At 50.7% G+C, this 15,908-nt stretch carries 9 protein-coding genes, 4 tRNA genes and 3 rRNA genes; 1 reads left to right on the forward strand and 15 read right to left on the reverse strand.

From position 1 onward, the window contains the following. The first annotated feature begins 99 nt into the window (after positions 1–99). Positions 100–927: an HTH-type transcriptional regulator HdfR gene (gene hdfR, locus BJJ97_RS03865; protein WP_010294681.1), complete on the forward strand. Its 828-nt coding sequence runs from the start codon at positions 100–102 to the stop codon at positions 925–927. A gap of 21 nt (positions 928–948) precedes the next feature. On the opposite strand, the gene yjfF is transcribed toward hdfR, so the two are convergent. From yjfF to pepQ, 15 genes are all read right to left on the reverse strand, one after another. Beyond that, a complete protein-coding gene (yjfF, locus tag BJJ97_RS03870; protein ID WP_039487951.1) occupies positions 949–1,911 on the reverse strand; it encodes a galactofuranose ABC transporter, permease protein YjfF in 963 nt (320 codons plus the stop codon). Continuing rightward, complete coding sequence (gene ytfT / locus BJJ97_RS03875; protein WP_095993121.1) at positions 1,911–2,921, reverse strand: galactofuranose ABC transporter, ATP-binding protein YtfT; 1,011 nt, start codon at positions 2,919–2,921, stop codon at positions 1,911–1,913. Before ytfT ends, yjfF begins: the two co-directional genes overlap by 1 nt. Next, on the reverse strand, positions 2,908–4,428 hold the full coding sequence (ytfR, locus tag BJJ97_RS03880; RefSeq protein WP_095995316.1) for a galactofuranose ABC transporter, ATP-binding protein YtfR: 1,521 nt from the start codon (positions 4,426–4,428) through the stop codon (positions 2,908–2,910). The genes ytfT and ytfR overlap by 14 nt, the downstream gene beginning before the upstream one ends. A 190-nt stretch (positions 4,429–4,618) precedes the next feature. Continuing rightward, entirely contained in the window at positions 4,619–5,575 is a 957-nt protein-coding gene (ytfQ, locus tag BJJ97_RS03885) for a galactofuranose ABC transporter, galactofuranose-binding protein YtfQ (protein WP_095993122.1), read from the reverse strand. Positions 5,576–6,014: 439 nt separating this feature from the next. Further along, a tRNA-Trp gene (locus BJJ97_RS03890) sits at positions 6,015–6,090 on the reverse strand. A gap of 54 nt (positions 6,091–6,144) precedes the next feature. Then, a tRNA-Asp gene (locus tag BJJ97_RS03895) sits at positions 6,145–6,221 on the reverse strand. A 52-nt stretch (positions 6,222–6,273) separates the two neighbouring features. Next, positions 6,274–6,389, reverse strand: a 5S ribosomal RNA gene (rrf, locus tag BJJ97_RS03900). Between the two features lie 120 nt (positions 6,390–6,509). Continuing rightward, a 23S ribosomal RNA gene (locus tag BJJ97_RS03905) occupies positions 6,510–9,418 on the reverse strand. A gap of 220 nt (positions 9,419–9,638) precedes the next feature. Continuing rightward, positions 9,639–9,714, reverse strand: a tRNA-Ala gene (locus BJJ97_RS03910). Between the two features lie 42 nt (positions 9,715–9,756). Beyond that, positions 9,757–9,833: transfer RNA gene (locus BJJ97_RS03915), tRNA-Ile, on the reverse strand. A 74-nt stretch (positions 9,834–9,907) separates the two neighbouring features. Then, positions 9,908–11,449 (reverse strand): 16S ribosomal RNA (locus BJJ97_RS03920). The 16S, 23S and 5S rRNA genes sit together here with 4 tRNA genes alongside, the layout of an rRNA operon. A 393-nt stretch (positions 11,450–11,842) precedes the next feature. Next, entirely contained in the window at positions 11,843–12,382 is a 540-nt protein-coding gene (gene hemG, locus BJJ97_RS03925) for a menaquinone-dependent protoporphyrinogen IX dehydrogenase (RefSeq protein ID WP_095993123.1), read from the reverse strand. Positions 12,383–12,403: 21 nt separating this feature from the next. Continuing rightward, positions 12,404–13,855: a Trk system potassium transporter TrkH gene (gene trkH / locus BJJ97_RS03930; RefSeq protein ID WP_095993124.1), complete on the reverse strand. Its 1,452-nt coding sequence runs from the start codon at positions 13,853–13,855 to the stop codon at positions 12,404–12,406. A 42-nt stretch (positions 13,856–13,897) separates the two neighbouring features. Next, positions 13,898–14,509: an IMPACT family protein gene (locus tag BJJ97_RS03935; RefSeq protein WP_095993125.1), complete on the reverse strand. Its 612-nt coding sequence runs from the start codon at positions 14,507–14,509 to the stop codon at positions 13,898–13,900. Next, positions 14,509–15,840 carry a Xaa-Pro dipeptidase gene (gene pepQ, locus BJJ97_RS03940; RefSeq protein WP_095993126.1) on the reverse strand — a complete coding sequence of 444 codons (1,332 nt, stop codon included), beginning with the start codon at positions 15,838–15,840 and terminating at the stop codon, positions 14,509–14,511. Before pepQ ends, BJJ97_RS03935 begins: the two co-directional genes overlap by 1 nt. Positions 15,841–15,908: the final 68 nt, after the last annotated feature.

Consider the following 15,908-nt stretch of genomic DNA (forward strand, 5'->3'; position numbering starts at 1 on the left):
TATGGTCGTGTTGTTTATGGCGCGGAGTATTAGATAGGCTTGACATTGTGTAAAACAAAACATTTAAATCATTACGACAAAATTTTTTTGGAGATGGGCGTGGATACCGAATTACTAAAAACCTTTCTGGAAGTCAGCAGGACAAGACACTTTGGCCGTGCCGCCGAATCCCTGTATCTCACGCAGTCAGCGGTGAGTTTTCGGATTCGCCAGTTAGAGACGCAGCTTGGTGCCAACCTGTTCACGCGCCATCGGAACAACATACGCCTGACGCCAGCCGGCGAACGACTTCTGCCCTATGCGGAAAGCCTTATCGGTACCTGGCAGATCGCCAAAAAAGAAGTCGCACGCTCGCAGCAACACAGCCTGCTTTCGGTGGGGGCAACCGCATCGCTCTGGGAAGCCTATCTGACTCCCTGGTTACAATCGCTGTATCAACAGCGTCCGCTGCTCCAGCTAGAAGCGCGCATTGCCTTACGCCACTCGCTGGTAAAACAACTCCATGAGCGCCAGTTGGATCTGTTGATTACGACCGAACAGCCAAAAATGGAAGAATTGGCAAGCCAGCTGCTGGGCAATTTCTCCCTTTCGCTGTTTGCAGCAGAAGCGCATCCACCAGGACAGGAACTGCCTTATATAAAATTGGAGTGGGGCGCAGACTTTCATCAGCAGGAACATCGCCTATTAGCCAGCGATCAGCTTCCCGTTTTGACAACAACATCGGCCCAGTTGACCCGCCAATTGCTTGAAACAACCGGCGGCTGCGCGTTTTTACCTAGCCATTGGTTACAAACCTACTCCAACCTGCGGATAGTCGGCGACAGTCAGCCCGTCGTGCGCCCGTTTTATGCCGTTTGGTTACAAAACAGCGATCAGCAGACTATGATTCGTCAATTGCTGAAAACGCCTATTGTGATTAATCCATGAGCTATTTTGCTCACAACCAACCTAAGCACGTCTGGCTAACCAGAATGTGCTTAACGCTTTCTGTAACCCAATAAAAGCAAACAGCAGGAAACCAATGACGATTTTTGTCCACCATGAGCTCAAGGTCCCGTCAAACGTGATATACGTTTGAATCAGGCCCTGAATCAGTACGCCAAATAGGGTTCCCAATACGGTACCAACACCGCCGGTCAGTAGTGTGCCGCCGATGACAACGGCAGCGATGGCATCCAACTCTACACCGCTTGCCGCCAGGGCATAACCCGCGGAGGTGTAGAGAGAGAAAACAATACCTGACAGCACCGCTAACGTACTGGAAAGCATATAGATATGAATCGTCGTCCGCCTGACAGGCACCCCCATCAGTTCCGCAGAATAGCTGCTACCACCAATCGCATAAACACGGTTACCGAAACGGGTTCGATGCGCTATCACAATCCCCAACAACACCACAATCAACATCACTAACGCCAGAAAGGTAAATCGTCCCCCATCCGGCATGCGCCATGCTAAACCCGCCAGCTGGCTATAGACCGGATGATCGATTGGAATCGACTCCTGTGAGACGATAAAGCTCATCCCTCGGACAAAGAACATACCTGCCAGCGTGATAATAAAGGCAGGCAATTTCAGCGTGTCGATAATCCATCCCATCACCCCGCCAAACATGGCGCCCATCACCAGCGCTATTGCGAACGCAAAGAAAGGATCAATACCATACGTACCGATCAATTTGGCCAGTAACACACCGGTAAATGCAATGACTGACCCTACAGAGAGATCGATACCGCCAGACAAGATGACAAACGTCATCCCAACCGCCACGATCCCCAGAAAGGCGTTATCCGTCAGTAAATCAAAGAAAACTCGCGTCGAAGCAAAGCCGGGAAACTGGCTGAGACAGAATAGATAGCCAGCAATAAAGACCAGAATCGTCATCAACAGGGGGAAGTGGCGTTTCAACATTATGTTTTCCTCCTGAACAGGTGGTGCAACGAAATACGCGGGGATTGCATAACCAAAACCAGCAGAACGACGAGTGCCTTCAGAACCAGGTTGAATTCCGGGCGATAGCCAGACAGCAGGATGCCGGTATTCATACTCTGAATAATCAATGCACCGACGACAGAGAGCAGCAAATTAAAGCGGCCCCCAAGTAGCGAACCACCACCGATCACCACAGCCAAAATCGCGTCTAATTCCAGCCAGAGGCCCGCGTTGTTCGCATCCGCCCCGCGGATATCTGCCGTCACGATAACGCCCGCTACGGCCGCACACACGCCGCATATGACATAAGCTGCGACCAATACCAGCTTCGTACTCACACCAGCGTTGCGAGCCGATCGCAAATTAATACCGACAGATTCGATAAATAGCCCAAGTGCCGTTTTACGCGTCAAAATCCACAACGCCAGCAGCATCACGCAGGCAATAATCACTGGCATGGGGAGATAGAACAGGCTTCCGCTACCCAGCTTAGCCAACCCGGCGTTATCAAACGTGATAATTTGACCTTCGGTAATCAGCTGAGCGATGCCTCGTCCGGCAACCATCAGCATCAACGTCGCTACAATCGGCTGAATCTGTAACACTGCAACCAGAAAACCGTTCCATAGCCCGCATAATGCGCCAACCAATAGCGCAATCAGCAGTACAGAAGGCAGCGGATGACCAGCAGCAGTGAGCGTTGCGGCCGTCGCGCCTGCAATCGCCATTACCGCGCCAACCGATAAATCGATTCCGCCGGTTGCAATCACTAACGTCATACCTAATGCCAGTAGCGCAACGGGCGCGCCGCGGTTAAGGATGTCGATAAGGCTACCGAACAAGCGCCCATCCTGAATGTGGAGGGAGAAGAAGTTGGGCGCGACCATACTATCAATCAGCAAGATGGCAACGAGTGCCAGAAGCTGTGGCACCCCTTTGGTGAACGTTAGGCGGACTTTTTTGGCAGGTTTGACGTTATTGTCTGTCATCGGCTGCTCCCGTTTGTACTGCGATTGCCTGCATCACTGCGGCAACCGAGATCTCATTATGTTCAAGATGTGCAACGTGCTGCCTGTCACGCAGCACAATGATACGATCCGCATAACCAGTCAGTTCTTCCAATTCAGAAGAGATCACGAGTAACGCCATCCCCTGTTCACACAATTTTTCGATTAGGCGAATGATTTCCGCATGCGCACCGACATCGATTCCTCGTGTTGGCTCATCCAGAATCAAGAAGCGTGGTTCTGTTGCCAGCCAGCGCGACAGCAGGACTTTTTGCTGATTCCCACCCGATAGATACTGAATTTCCTGCTCTGGACTGGGCGTACGAATCCCTAATAGGCTGATAAATTTTTCAGCGATACGGGTTTGCTCACGTAGGGAAATGGGCTTCAACCAACCGCGCTGCGCCTGAAGTGCCAGAATGATGTTCTCTCGTACCGTTGCCGCACCGACAATGCCGTCAGTCTTGCGATCCTCAGGGCAATAGCCAAAGCCGAGCTTTCCTGCTGCACGCGGCGTGCGAATACTGACTTGTTTGCCATCAACCCTTGCTTCACCGGCATCAGGCACGTTAATACCAAATATCAGCTGCGCGGTTTCTGTCCGGCCGGAACCCAATAGACCAGCGAGGCCAACGATTTCTCTCGGGCGCACGGAAAGCTCAAAGTCATTAATCGAGCCACGCCGACCATAGTGTTTAAACTGCACGATGGGCTCACCCGAGACATCACTATGCTCACCACGTTTCAGTAACGTTTCATCAAAACTGTGCCCCAGCATCATTTGGACTAATTCAATACGTGGTAATTCTGCGGCAGGCAATGTTCCAACTAGCCGTCCATTACGTAAAACAGTAATTCTGTCGCTAATGCGGTAAACCTGATCCAGAAAGTGCGTCACAAATATCATACCGATTCCGCGATCGCGCAACTTCCGCAATATATCCAGAAGCATATCGACTTCTTTGGCATCAAGGCTTGCGGTCGGTTCATCAAGAATTAAAACTTTAGCGGAAAGATCGATAGCTCTGGCAATCGCTACAATTTGCTGAACCGCGATGGAATAATTACCAAGTGGATGGCTAACATCGATCGTCAGTCCATAATTCAATAAGAGGGCTTCGGCCTGACGCAGGATTTTATGTTGATCAACGATGCCCCAGCGTGTGGGCTCACGGCCAATAAATAGATTTGCCGCAACAGACAGATTCGGTAATAGATTGACCTCCTGATAGACCGTACCAATACCCAATGACTGAGCATGGGCCGTATTGACAGGATTAATCGCAATACCATCGAGGATAATTTCACCCGTTGAGCGATGGTAAACGCCAGTCAATGCCTTAATCAACGTCGACTTCCCTGCGCCATTCTCTCCTAATAGCGCCACTATTTCGCCGCGATTAAGCGTGAAGTCTACCTGATCTAATGCTTTTACCCCCGGAAACTCAACGCTCATGCCCCGAATATCTAACAACCGTGTCGTTTCCATCAGCATCACCTATACGACAACTTAACAAGGCTACATCACACCTGAGCAATATTATGGTAAGTAGGCTGACAATATTCACTGTTCCGTGATTGAACGGTGCAGAAAACATCGCAAACCCACTTTCCCATATTCATATTTCTGCCAGGTATTTAGCAAAATTTATATCAATGATAAATCCACAATATAAATATCAATAACCAAGGTCTTTCTTGGTTTCATATTCCTGTTTTGCCGTGTCAGGCAGTAATAAACGTGATTCGGTTTGAATGAATTTCTCAGGCTGTTTGCCGTCCTTCTTCATCGCCAATAAAGCATCAAAAGCAGGCCCAGCCATATTAGGTGTTAATTCAACGGTGGCATTAGCTTCGCCATTCATCATAGCTTTGAAAATATCAGGGACACCATCAATAGAGACAACTTTTATTTGTGAACCAGGTTTCAGGCCAGCTTCTTTAATTGCCTGAATGGCGCCTATTGCCATGTCATCATTATGCGCATAAACCGCACAGATATTTTTTCCGTTCTGCTCAGCTTTAATAAAGCTTTCCATGACCTCTTTACCCTTACTGCGAGTAAAGTCTCCCGACTGTGAACGGATAATTTTTATCTGTGAATCTGAAGCTATACCGTCAGCAAACCCTTTCTTACGGTTTATAGCAACGCTAGCCCCAACCGTTCCCTGTAATTCAACAACATTACAAGGTTTGCCAGCGGCCTCTTTCACAAGCCACTCCCCTGCCACTTTTCCTTCATAGACGCTATCAGAGGCGATAGCAGCGGTATATAGCGATGGATCGCTTACCTCAATCGTTCTATCAAGCAAGAACACTGGGATTTTTGCTTCTTTAGCTTCCTGTAAGACCGGTGCCCAGCCAGTAGCAACGACTGGCGCAATAAATATGGCATCGACACCCTGGGCGATGAATGACCGCACAGCCTTAATCTGATTCTCCTGCTTCTGTTGGGCATCAGCTATTTTTAACGTTATCCCACGCTTCTCAGCTTCCTGCTTTGACACTTTAGTTTCAGCAGAGCGCCATCCTGATTCTGAACCAATCTGGGAAAACCCAACCGTTAAGGGTTTTGCCTGTACGGCACTACATAACGCCGTGCTTACAGCAACAGCTACCAGTAAACGTCTGTACATACTTAAACTCCTTCTGTGTAGTCTTACAGCTACTTAGTCAGATTTCAGGTACAGCATAGCGCTACGAATTTCTGCTATAGCGCTATCGATGTGATGTTGGCAGATACCACTAACAAGTGAATGCAACCTGAAGGATCACTATGAAAAATAATTTCCCTCCACTCAGGTTGTAGATAGTTTTAGTTCAAATATCGAACAAGATGAATGAGCAAGTTCACAACCTGGTATTACGGTGATTTTGTGCATATTTACAGCTAAATCAGCACGATCTGTCAGCAGCACATCAGCGAATTTTATCTATTAAATAACAACACGTTAGATTAATTAGGTATCCAGAGGGGAGAAATAACGGAGAAATTGGAAAGAGGGGTACAAGACAGGATCGAGCATAAAGTACAGATCAAAAAAAACCCTTCACGCTATCGTGAAGGGTTTTATTTGGCAGGGGCGGAGAGACTCGAACTCGCGACACCCGGTTTTGGAGACCGGTGCTCTACCAACTGAGCTACGCCCCTAAATTACGCTTAACATTATGCCTGCTAAAGTTAGCAGGCATAATTTTTAATAAGTGGCGGAACGGACGGGGCTCGAACCCGCGACCCCCTGCGTGACAGGCAGGTATTCTAACCAACTGAACTACCGCTCCACCGAATTTCTCTACAACCACCAGATCGCTCCGGCTTACTGCTTAATTTGATGCCTGGCAGTTCCCTACTCTCACATGGGGAAGCCCCACACTACCATCGGCGCTACGGCGTTTCACTTCTGAGTTCGGCATGGGGTCAGGTGGGACCACCGCGCTATCGCCGCCAGGCAAATTCTGTTTCATTCCAACCGTTATACGTTGCTTACGCGCTCGCACAACCATCAGAACCAATCTTTGAACAAGCTGAGTATCGTTTTTTGAGTCGTCTCAAAACACCTTCGGTGTTGTAAGGTTAAGCCTCTCGGGTCATTAGTACTGGTTAGCTCAACGTATCGCTACGCTTACACACCCAGCCTATCTACGTCGTCGTCTTCAACGGCCCTTCAGGGGCATCTAGTGCCCAGGGAAGACTCATCTCGAGGCAAGTTTCCCGCTTAGATGCTTTCAGCGGTTATCTCTTCCGCACTTAGCTACCGGGCAATGCAATTGGCATCACAACCCGAACACCAGTGGTGCGTTCACTCCGGTCCTCTCGTACTAGGAGCAACCCCTCTCAATCTTCCAACGCCCACGGCAGATAGGGACCGAACTGTCTCACGACGTTCTAAACCCAGCTCGCGTACCACTTTAAATGGCGAACAGCCATACCCTTGGGACCTACTTCAGCCCCAGGATGTGATGAGCCGACATCGAGGTGCCAAACACCGCCGTCGATATGAACTCTTGGGCGGTATCAGCCTGTTATCCCCGGAGTACCTTTTATCCGTTGAGCGATGGCCCTTCCATTCAGAACCACCGGATCACTAAGACCTGCTTTCGCACCTGCTCGAGCTGTCACTCTCGCAGTCAAGCTAGCTTATGCCTTTGCACTAACCTCCTGATGTCCGACCAGGATTAGCTAACCTTCGTGCTCCTCCGTTACGCTTTGGGAGGAGACCGCCCCAGTCAAACTACCCACCAGACACTGTCCGCAACCCGGATTACGGGCCCACGTTAGAACATCAAACATTAAAGGGTGGTATTTCAAGGTTGGCTCCACGCAGACTGGCGTCCACGCTTCAAAGCCTCCCACCTATCCTACACATCAAGGCTCAAGGTTCAGTGTCAAGCTATAGTAAAGGTTCACGGGGTCTTTCCGTCTTGCCGCGGGTACACTGCATCTTCACAGCGAGTTCAATTTCACTGAGTCTCGGGTGGAGACAGCCTGGCCATCATTACGCCATTCGTGCAGGTCGGAACTTACCCGACAAGGAATTTCGCTACCTTAGGACCGTTATAGTTACGGCCGCCGTTTACCGGGGCTTCGATCAAGAGCTTCGCCTTGCGGCTGACCCCATCAATTAACCTTCCGGCACCGGGCAGGCGTCACACCGTATACGTCCACTTTCGTGTTTGCACAGTGCTGTGTTTTTATTAAACAGTTGCAGCCAGCTGGTATCTTCGACTGATTTCAGCTCCGTGAGCAAGTCACTTCACCTACCATCAGCGTGCCTTCTCCCGAAGTTACGGCACCATTTTGCCTAGTTCCTTCACCCGAGTTCTCTCAAGCGCCTGAGTATTCTCTACCTGACCACCTGTGTCGGTTTGGGGTACGATTTGATGTTACCTGGAGCTTAGAGGCTTTTCCTGGAAGCGTAGCATTGGTTACTTCATCACCGTAGTGACTCGTCATCACGCCTCAGTGTTAATGACGACCCGGATTTACCAAAGTCATCCACCTTCACGCTTAAACCGGGACAACCGTCGCCCGGATAACCTAGCTTTCTCCGTCCCCCCTTCGCAGTAACACCGAGTACAGGAATATTAACCTGTTTCCCATCGACTACGCTTTTCAGCCTCGCCTTAGGGGTCGACTCACCCTGCCCCGATTAACGTTGGACAGGAACCCTTGGTCTTCCGGCGTGCGGGTTTTTCACCCGCATTATCGTTACTTATGTCAGCATTCGCACTTCTGATACCTCCAGCAGCCCTCACAGGCCACCTTCTACGGCTTACAGAACGCTCCCCTACCCAACAACACCTAAGTGTCGCTGCCGCAGCTTCGGTGCATGGTTTAGCCCCGTTACATCTTCCGCGCAGGCCGACTCGACCAGTGAGCTATTACGCTTTCTTTAAATGATGGCTGCTTCTAAGCCAACATCCTGGCTGTCTGTGCCTTCCCACATCGTTTCCCACTTAACCATGACTTTGGGACCTTAGCTGGCGGTCTGGGTTGTTTCCCTCTTCACGACGAACGTTAGCACCCGCCGTGTGTCTCCCGTGATAACATTCTTCGGTATTCGTAGTTTGCATCGGGTTGGTAAGTCGGGATGACCCCCTAGCCGAAACAGTGCTCTACCCCCGAAGATGAATTCACGAGGCGCTACCTAAATAGCTTTCGGGGAGAACCAGCTATCTCCCGGTTTGATTGGCCTTTCACCCCCAGCCACAAGTCATCCGCTAATTTTTCAACATTAGTCGGTTCGGTCCTCCAGTTAGTGTTACCCAACCTTCAACCTGCCCATGGCTAGATCACCGGGTTTCGGGTCTATACCCTGCAACTTAACGCCCAGTTAAGACTCGGTTTCCCTACGGCTCCCCTATACGGTTAACCTTGCTACAGAATATAAGTCGCTGACCCATTATACAAAAGGTACGCAGTCACCCTGATTAATCAAGGCTCCCACTGCTTGTACGTACACGGTTTCAGGTTCTATTTCACTCCCCTCGCCGGGGTTCTTTTCGCCTTTCCCTCACGGTACTGGTTCACTATCGGTCAGTCAGGAGTATTTAGCCTTGGAGGATGGTCCCCCCATATTCAGACAGGATGTCACGTGTCCCGCCCTACTCATCGAACTCACAATCTGTGCATTTTTGTGTACGGGACTATCACCCTTTACTGTGCGACTTTCCAGACGCTTCCACTAACACACAAACTGATTCAGGTTCTGGGCTCCTCCCCGTTCGCTCGCCGCTACTAGGGGAATCTCGGTTGATTTCTTTTCCTCGGGTACTGAGATGTTTCAGTTCCCCCGGTTCGCCTCATTACGCTATGTATTCACATAATGATAGTGTGTCGAAACACACTGGGTTTCCCCATTCGGGTATCGTCGGGTATAACGCTTCATATCAGCTTACCGACGCTTATCGCAGATTAGCACGCCCTTCATCGCCTCTGACTGCCTAGGCATCCACCGTGTACGCTTAGTCGCTTAACCTCACAACCCGAAGGTGTCTTTGATTAATCAAAGTCACTGTCGTGCTGCGATTATTTGAGAGACTCATTGACACACTGACACGCCATTCATACCCGCAGGCATCAATGCATGTTCAGCTGTCATGTTTCAATTTTCAGCTTGTTCCAGATTGTTAAAGAGCAAAACTTCGCAGTGCACCCAAACAGGTACACTCTGAAGTTTTCTATATAGCGAGTAGTGATGGTGGAGCTATGCGGGATCGAACCGCAGACCTCCTGCGTGCAAGGCAGGCGCTCTCCCAGCTGAGCTATAACCCCATCGTTGCTTACAGATACCTTAAATACCACTCATGGAAGAGTTGGTAGGCCTGAGTGGACTTGAACCACCGACCTCACCCTTATCAGGGGTGCGCTCTAACCACCTGAGCTACAAGCCTATTAAGGTATTTCTGCTCGTTATTTTCATCAGACAATCTGTGTGAGCACTTCACTTAACACACATCTTTTTTGGTAAGGAGGTGATCCAACCGCAGGTTCCCCTACGGTTACCTTGTTACGACTTCACCCCAGTCATGAATCACAAAGTGGTAAGCGCCCTCCCGAAGGTTAAGCTACCTACTTCTTTTGCAACCCACTCCCATGGTGTGACGGGCGGTGTGTACAAGGCCCGGGAACGTATTCACCGTAGCATTCTGATCTACGATTACTAGCGATTCCGACTTCATGGAGTCGAGTTGCAGACTCCAATCCGGACTACGACGTACTTTATGAGGTCCGCTTACTCTCGCGAGGTCGCTTCTCTTTGTATACGCCATTGTAGCACGTGTGTAGCCCTACTCGTAAGGGCCATGATGACTTGACGTCATCCCCACCTTCCTCCGGTTTATCACCGGCAGTCTCCTTTGAGTTCCCGACCGAATCGCTGGCAACAAAGGATAAGGGTTGCGCTCGTTGCGGGACTTAACCCAACATTTCACAACACGAGCTGACGACAGCCATGCAGCACCTGTCTCACAGTTCCCGAAGGCACTAAGGTATCTCTACCGAATTCTGTGGATGTCAAGAGTAGGTAAGGTTCTTCGCGTTGCATCGAATTAAACCACATGCTCCACCGCTTGTGCGGGCCCCCGTCAATTCATTTGAGTTTTAACCTTGCGGCCGTACTCCCCAGGCGGTCGACTTAACGCGTTAGCTCCGGAAGCCACGCCTCAAGGGCACAACCTCCAAGTCGACATCGTTTACAGCGTGGACTACCAGGGTATCTAATCCTGTTTGCTCCCCACGCTTTCGCACCTGAGCGTCAGTCTTTGTCCAGGGGGCCGCCTTCGCCACCGGTATTCCTCCAGATCTCTACGCATTTCACCGCTACACCTGGAATTCTACCCCCCTCTACAAGACTCTAGCCTGTCAGTTTTGAATGCAGTTCCCAGGTTAAGCCCGGGGATTTCACATCCAACTTAACAGACCGCCTGCGTGCGCTTTACGCCCAGTCATTCCGATTAACGCTTGCACCCTCCGTATTACCGCGGCTGCTGGCACGGAGTTAGCCGGTGCTTCTTCTGCGGGTAACGTCAATCGACAAGGTTATTAACCTTATCGCCTTCCTCCCCGCTGAAAGTGCTTTACAACCCGAAGGCCTTCTTCACACACGCGGCATGGCTGCATCAGGCTTGCGCCCATTGTGCAATATTCCCCACTGCTGCCTCCCGTAGGAGTCTGGACCGTGTCTCAGTTCCAGTGTGGCTGGTCATCCTCTCAGACCAGCTAGGGATCGTCGCCTAGGTGAGCCATTACCTCACCTACTAGCTAATCCCATCTGGGCACATCTGATGGCGAGAGGCCCGAAGGTCCCCCTCTTTGCTCTTGCGAGGTTATGCGGTATTAGCTACCGTTTCCAGTAGTTATCCCCCTCCATCAGGCAGTTTCCCAGACATTACTCACCCGTCCGCCGCTCGTCACCCAGAGAGCAAGCTCTCCTGTGCTACCGCTCGACTTGCATGTGTTAGGCCTGCCGCCAGCGTTCAATCTGAGCCATGATCAAACTCTTCAATTTAAGATTTGTTTGATTTGCTTCTACTCGAGAAGCGATGCTCAAAGAATTAGTCACTGTTCATTCGTAATGAATTTTACTGTTGTTCACTCTTCAAGACTTTTTATATCGTTAAGATACGGTCTTGTGAGTGCCCACACAGATTGTCTGATTAAATTGTTAAAGAGCAGTGCCACTTCATCGGTGGCGCGGGCTGCATATATTATGCTTTTCCGCTGTGAAGTCAAGTCATTACTGATTGCCTTCGTTGAATCTTTTACTGTCACCACAACCGCGTGTCGCTGTTGCCGTGTCAGTGGATGCGCATTATAGGGACTTCTCGGGCGCTGACAAGCGCTAAATGCAAAAAAGTTACCGAGTGATTTTTTTTTCAGCAAAGCGAATTAAAAGACGCCGTTATGCCGGATTTTTCGCCGCTAATTGAGCGAAATCCTGAGCAAAACGGGCAACCTGCTGCCAGTCAGTGTATTCAATCTCTTTAGTGCTATCCGTTTCCCCACCCGTTATACGCATAATGAGTTGAATCATTACCCGATCAAACCAGCGGTAACGTGGATAACGTAGGGCACCAGCGAACACACAGCACAAATCTGGCTGCCAAGGGGAATTCAGCAGGAACTTACGCGTATAGGCATTGGTTTGTATTGTGCGCTTTTCTGGTTTACGTGCGGTGAGATTCACGGAGAAGAATGCGCTGGGTCGCTGCTGTAGAGAAGTCAGATGCTTACGGATAAATTGATTTACCGCAGGATGAAAGCGCCCGTATCGAATCGATGCCCCAATCGCAACCCGATCGTATTGGCTCAGATCGATATCATTCGCATTGAGTACGTTAACAACATCACACTCCAAGGTTCCCTTCAGCGTATTTGCAATATAGGAGGCAATCGCTCTTGTTTGCCCATCCCGACTCGAAAACACGATCAAAGCTTTCATTGTTCTTTATCCTTATGGGGACTATTCCCGCCAGAAGGTTGGCGTAAACAGCACTAAAAGCGTGAAGACTTCCAAACGACCAAACAACATCGTCAGTATCAGAATCCATTTCGCCGTATCATTCATCGACGTAAAATTCTCAGCGACAACGCCCAGCCCCGGCCCTAGGTTATTCAGTGTGGCTGCGACCGCCGCAAACGCGGAGAAATCATCAACGCCTGTCGCAATGACGGCCAGCATGCTGATAATGAAAACCAGCGCATATGCAGAAAAGAATCCCCACACGGCTTCCAGGATGCGTTCTGGCAACGCCCTATGACCTAGCTTAATCGTATAAACCGCATTCGGATGCACTAAACGCTTAAGCTCACGCGATCCTTGTAGGAAAAGCAGCAGGATACGAATCACTTTCAGGCCGCCCCCGGTTGAGCCCGCACAACCGCCGATGAATGCGGAGCACAGAAGCAAAACCGGCAGGAAAAGCGGCCACGATGCAATGCTATCCGTGGTAAACCCTGCCGTTGTCGCCATAGAGACAACCTGGAAGAACGCCTGATTGATCGTCTGCATTCCGCTGTCATAAACGTGGTGGAACCACAGGACAATCGTACACACGGCCACCAGCGACAACTGAACAAAGATGAACATGCGGAATTCCGGGTCACGCCAGTATACCTTCAGGCTGCGGCCGCTCAGCAGGGCAAAGTGCAAACCAAAGTTACAGCCGGAAATCAGCAAGAATATCGCGATGATGGTGTTGATTGTTGGGCTGTTGAAGTAGCCGATACTGGCGTCGTGGGTAGAGAACCCTCCGACGGACACCGTAGAGAAGCTGTGACCAATCGCATCGAATACCGGCATGCCGGCCAGCCAAAGCGCGACGGCACAGGCAATCGTCAGTAAGAGATAAATCAGCCACAGCGTTTTTGCCGTATCGGCAATACGCGGGCGCATTTTGTTTTCCTTCAGCGGCCCCGGCATCTCCGCACGATAAAGCTGCATCCCACCGACACCAAGAATCGGCAGGATGGCAACGGCGAGTACGATGATCCCCATCCCACCAAACCATTGCAGCATTTGTCGATAAAACAAGATGGCTTTAGGCAGTGAATCCAGCCCGACCAACGTAGTCGCCCCCGTCGTCGTTAACCCAGAGAACGATTCGAAAAAAGCATCCGTTACGCCCAGATTAGGATGTTCCGCAAATAGGAAAGGCAGCGCACCGACGCTTCCCAGCACCGTCCAGAAGAGGACAACGATCAGGAATCCTTCACGAGATTTCAGTTCATGCTTCTGTTTGCGGTTTGGTAACCACAGCATGATGCCAATCGCCAGCGCGACAATAAATGTCTGTGTAAACGCCCGGCCTGCGCCATCGCGGTAAATTAACGCCACCAGTCCGGGAATAACCATCGTCCCCGAAAACAGGATAACCAACTGGCCGACAATACGAGTTATGGCGCGCAAGTGCATCGCAGGGAATTCCTTAATGATTCATAAAAAGCGCTGGGATTATTATGGAATCGGCAATAAATGCAACGCGCCGCGGCTTAAATCACGTAATTTCATTGCCGCCTCCTCAATTCCCCTAATGGGGATAGAGAAGCGCAATACGACTTCCACGCCATACTCGCTATGCAGAACTTTTCCACCAAGCTGGAAGATCAATGATTCCACCTGGGGCAACAGTGCATAGTCACATTGTAAGCCATACTCTTTTTGCAATACTTTCTCTTGCAGCGATAGCAGCTTCAACGCTTGCTGAACGCCACCGCCATAAGCCTTCACGAGTCCACCCGTGCCCAGCGGGATTCCGCCATAGTAGCGCACGACCACGGCCGTAATCTCACCGATACCGCTTCCCATCAGCTGCGACAACATCGGCTTACCCGCCGTGCCGGAAGGCTCGCCATCGTCAGAAAAGCCAAGCTGTTGGGAATCGTCAGGCGCACCCGCAACAAACGCCCAGCAGTGGTGACCCGCCGAAGCATGCTCTTCCCTGACGTGCTGAATAAACGCTTTTGCCGCATCGATTCCCGGCGTTGCCGCCAGGATCGTCGTAAAGCGGCTTTTCTTGATTTCCTCGCTGAAGCTCACTGGCGCAGCAGGAATGGGATACGCTTGCATCAGGCCAGATTCAGGTCGCGCGTCATGTTCTCCACGCGCCCTTCATGAATGACAATATTATCCTCGATACGGATACCGCCAAACGGTTTCAACGCATCGATTTTTTGCCAGTCAAAGTGCTGACTCAATTCTCCCTCACGCCACGGAGCAAGCAAGGATTCGATGAAATAGATGCCCGGTTCGATCGTCATGACCATACCGGGTTCAAGCACGCGAGTACAACGCAGATAAGGATGCTGCGACGGTGCCGCCAGATGTGTACCGCGATCGTCTTGCATAAATCCGGCGACATCATGCACCTGCAAGCCCAGCGGGTGGCCAAGGCCGTGCGGCAGGAAAGGCGATGTCATCCCCTGCTCCACCATGGCCTCTTCGCTGATGTCCCGCACCAGCTGATGTGATTTCAGCAGCTTCGCAATCCGCTGATGCATCTGAAGGTGGTAATCGGTATAACGCACTCCCGCCTGAACGGTATCAATCAATGAAAGCATTTCCTGATTGAGATCTTTAATCAGCGAGGCAAACGCACCATCGCTCTGTGCGGAATAGGTACGCGTAAGATCGGCGGCATAGCCGTTATATTCCGCACCCGCATCAATCAGAAAGCTGCGGACATCGGAAGGCACCTGATGATCGAGCTGGGTATAGTGCAACACCGCAGCGTGCTCATTTAACGCAATGATATTACCGTAAGGAACATCGATATCGCGATGACCGGTGGCCGTCAGATACGCCAGATTAATATCAAATTCGCTCATGCCGGACAGGAACGCTTCATGCGCCGCCCGGTGACCGATAACGGCAGTCTTCTGCGCTTCACGCATGCAGGCCAGCTCGTAATCGGTTTTATAAGCCCGATGGTAGTGCAGATAATCCAGCACGCCCTGAGGGTTAATGTTGTCTGCACGAATCCCCAAATCCTGCGCACGCTGCGAGGCGTAGCCGATATAAGCAACACGCTCGCGCTGTGAGGGAAGCAGTTGTCCAATATCATCAGCATTCCGTAGCACGGTAATATCGATCTCTTCAGTCCAAAAACTCTCGGGAACCGGTGCAACGTTATGCCAGTAATCCACCGGCGAGTAGAACCACAGCTTCGGCGGATTAACGCCGTCAACCCATAGCCAACAGTTCGGCACCTGCGTAACGGGCACCCAAGCTTTAAATTGCGGGTTAACTTTAAAAGGATAGTCGTGATCGTCCAGAAAAACGGTCAACAGCTCACCAGAGTGAATCAGTAATGCGTCAAGCTGATGGCGCGCTAAAACCGCCTGAGCACGCGCTTGCAGCGTAGCCAGATGGTGATGATATAAAGAAGCCAGCTTTTCCATGAGTATCCTTGTACGTCACGACATGATCTCTCCATTTTAACACAGGCATTCCCCAAGGGCAGCGTCCG

Origin of the sequence: Pectobacterium polaris (assembly GCF_002307355.1) — a bacterium.
GTDB lineage: Bacteria > Pseudomonadota > Gammaproteobacteria > Enterobacterales > Enterobacteriaceae > Pectobacterium > Pectobacterium polare.

Coding starts and splice junctions, on each gene's coding strand:
- yjfF (WP_039487951.1), bottom strand. CDS start 1,911: ATGTTGAAACGCCACTTCCCCCTGTTGATGACGATTCTGGTCTTTATT.
- ytfT (WP_095993121.1), bottom strand. CDS start 2,921: ATGACAGACAATAACGTCAAACCTGCCAAAAAAGTCCGCCTAACGTTC.
- ytfR (WP_095995316.1), bottom strand. CDS start 4,428: ATGGAAACGACACGGTTGTTAGATATTCGGGGCATGAGCGTTGAGTTT.
- ytfQ (WP_095993122.1), bottom strand. CDS start 5,575: ATGTACAGACGTTTACTGGTAGCTGTTGCTGTAAGCACGGCGTTATGT.
- hemG (WP_095993123.1), bottom strand. CDS start 12,382: ATGAAAGCTTTGATCGTGTTTTCGAGTCGGGATGGGCAAACAAGAGCG.
- trkH (WP_095993124.1), bottom strand. CDS start 13,855: ATGCACTTGCGCGCCATAACTCGTATTGTCGGCCAGTTGGTTATCCTG.
- BJJ97_RS03935 (WP_095993125.1), bottom strand. CDS start 14,509: ATGCAAGCGTATCCCATTCCTGCTGCGCCAGTGAGCTTCAGCGAGGAA.
- pepQ (WP_095993126.1), bottom strand. CDS start 15,840: ATGGAAAAGCTGGCTTCTTTATATCATCACCATCTGGCTACGCTGCAA.